Consider the following 1,936-nt stretch of genomic DNA (forward strand, 5'->3'; position numbering starts at 1 on the left):
AGCCTCAAAGCCCCTCTCCCGGCGGGAGAGGGGTTGGGGAGAGGGCGAACGAAAACAGGGATCAACCAATCACAAACAGCGCCGGTGACGCTTAACTTAATGGCATTGATCTGTATCCGACCCTGAAGCGGCAAGTAAGCTTGCGGATAAATTCAGAGAAATTGCTGCACTTATCGAAAACTCGCAACTTCCTGAATAGAATCGGAGGTGGCACCATGATGGAATACAAAGGATATTTCGCACTTCGTCTTGGCATTTAGGCTTAAGGACACTCGATACGCTACGCTCGGCGCCTAAAATAATATGTAGAATCGCGCGGAAAGCTTTTGCAACGGTTAATAGGAGGCAGAAACGTGCCAGAGATTCCGTTTCCAATTCCAAACGACCCCTTTCCGAATCCAGACGATCCCCTCGATGCGGTAAGAAGGTGGATACTAAGGGAGACCCAGGCAGCGGTTGAACGCAAGGTACGAGATACCGTTAATGATTTGACGTGGGCGCTTGAACGGCGGCTACCCGATGTCGGCAGCTGCAATCTGTCCACGTCGCTGTTCGAGATAACCCTCGACGAGGTGCTCATCGAGTTTTCTTCGGATATCCTCGAGGCAGGGCACCAGCACAATATCGATGCGAGAGCCATCGCTGGAGCGATCGCTTGGGAATACGAGGAAAACAAGAGAGGTCGTTGGTCGGATTACCTCCAGTACTACCTTGGAAGGGTCTTGGATATCTTCACGGAAGATCCACCCCTTCCGTTAGGTGAGGGGATTGGATGGGGCAGCATCCATACCGAGCGGGCGCGGTTGTTGCATCCGACTGCGACGAATCTCGAGCTACAGTGCCTTCGACTGGAAGCTGCATCGGCAATTGAAATGATCGGAGCGATTATGGGGCAGGCATCGCAAGATTATTTCACCTTGTCCGGGGGAATCTGGATTGGCAATGCGCCACCGATCCTTGCCTTGTTTTTCCATACGGGAGACGGGCTGCTGAAGGAGAGCGCAGCGAAGCGCAGACTCGACCCCTGTAAGCCCGGACAGACGGTGGAATTGGATACCAGTCAGGATACTATGGCGACCTGGGTCAAAAGCAACCTGGATCGTTTTATCCAATTCTCGACTCGACCTGAGCCGCCCACGACTTGCTATGCCAGCGTGACGGTCAAATAGGTAGGTAGGAGGTTTCCGATGTTGATCAAATCGATTTTGGTCCTGGTCGTGGTGATTCTGGCTGCGGTTGCCGGATTAGTGCTGGTGGGGGAATACGAGGTCTCGGCGTTTCGCATCGTCCAGGTGTTGACCGGAAACTTCCTGATCGATGCTCTGTTCGAGCTCTGGGTCACGGCACCAGTGTTACTCCCGGCGGCCTTGCTCTGCGCCCTGGCCCTGAGGTGGTTTGTTGGGATATCCATGGTTTCCGGGTTGCTATTGAGTCTCGCGGTGGCCTATGCCGTCATATTTTTCGTCTATGTGTTATCCCAGTTCACGATTCCATTGCTTCCCATCCTTTACGACGTACGCTTCCAGTATATTCGCGCCAGCGTCGGGGCCGGTTTTTTGGCATCGTTGTTTTCCATCCTATTGTCGCTTCGCTCAGATGTGCCAAGGCGATTCCCGTTCGTGCGTGCGCTCATCGTGGTGTTGCCGTTGGTGGCGGTTCCGATTTTGTTGTTGTCGCTCGATGTGAACGGTATTACGTGGGCACATTTTGATGATTAGGGAAACTATCGATCTATACTCTGCTGTGATTATGGGGAGCTAGAAGCCATGCCCTTGAGCCAACAAGCCCGGACCCTCGCGGTCACCACCCCCCTCGGCGAAGACATCCTGCTGCTGCGTGCCATGCGTGGAAGCGAACGTCTGAGCACCCTGTTCGAGTACCAACTGGAACTCATCAGCAAGTCTGTGAATATCAAGCACGAAGACCTGCTCGGCCA

General features: G+C 53.7%; 2 protein-coding genes. Both read left to right on the top strand.

Features of this window, described 5'->3' with window-relative positions; translation table 11 throughout:
- Window positions 1–353: 353 nt before the first annotated feature.
- Window positions 354–1,169, top strand: coding sequence for a hypothetical protein (locus BQ17_RS18940; RefSeq protein ID WP_089729795.1), 816 nt, complete (start codon window positions 354–356; stop codon window positions 1,167–1,169).
- An 18-nt stretch (window positions 1,170–1,187) separates the two neighbouring features.
- Window positions 1,188–1,718: a hypothetical protein gene (locus BQ17_RS18945; RefSeq protein WP_089729797.1), complete on the top strand. Its 531-nt coding sequence runs from the start codon at window positions 1,188–1,190 to the stop codon at window positions 1,716–1,718.
- Window positions 1,719–1,936 lie beyond the last annotated feature (218 nt).

The organism is Candidatus Thiosymbion oneisti, from assembly GCF_900092655.1.
Taxonomy (GTDB): Bacteria; Pseudomonadota; Gammaproteobacteria; order Chromatiales; family Chromatiaceae; genus Thiosymbion; species Thiosymbion oneisti.

Bases quoted from the DNA above. Each gene is read 5' to 3' on its own strand.
- BQ17_RS18945 (WP_089729797.1), top strand. From the start codon at position 1,188: ATGTTGATCAAATCGATTTTGGTCCTGGTCGTGGTGATTCTGGCTGCG.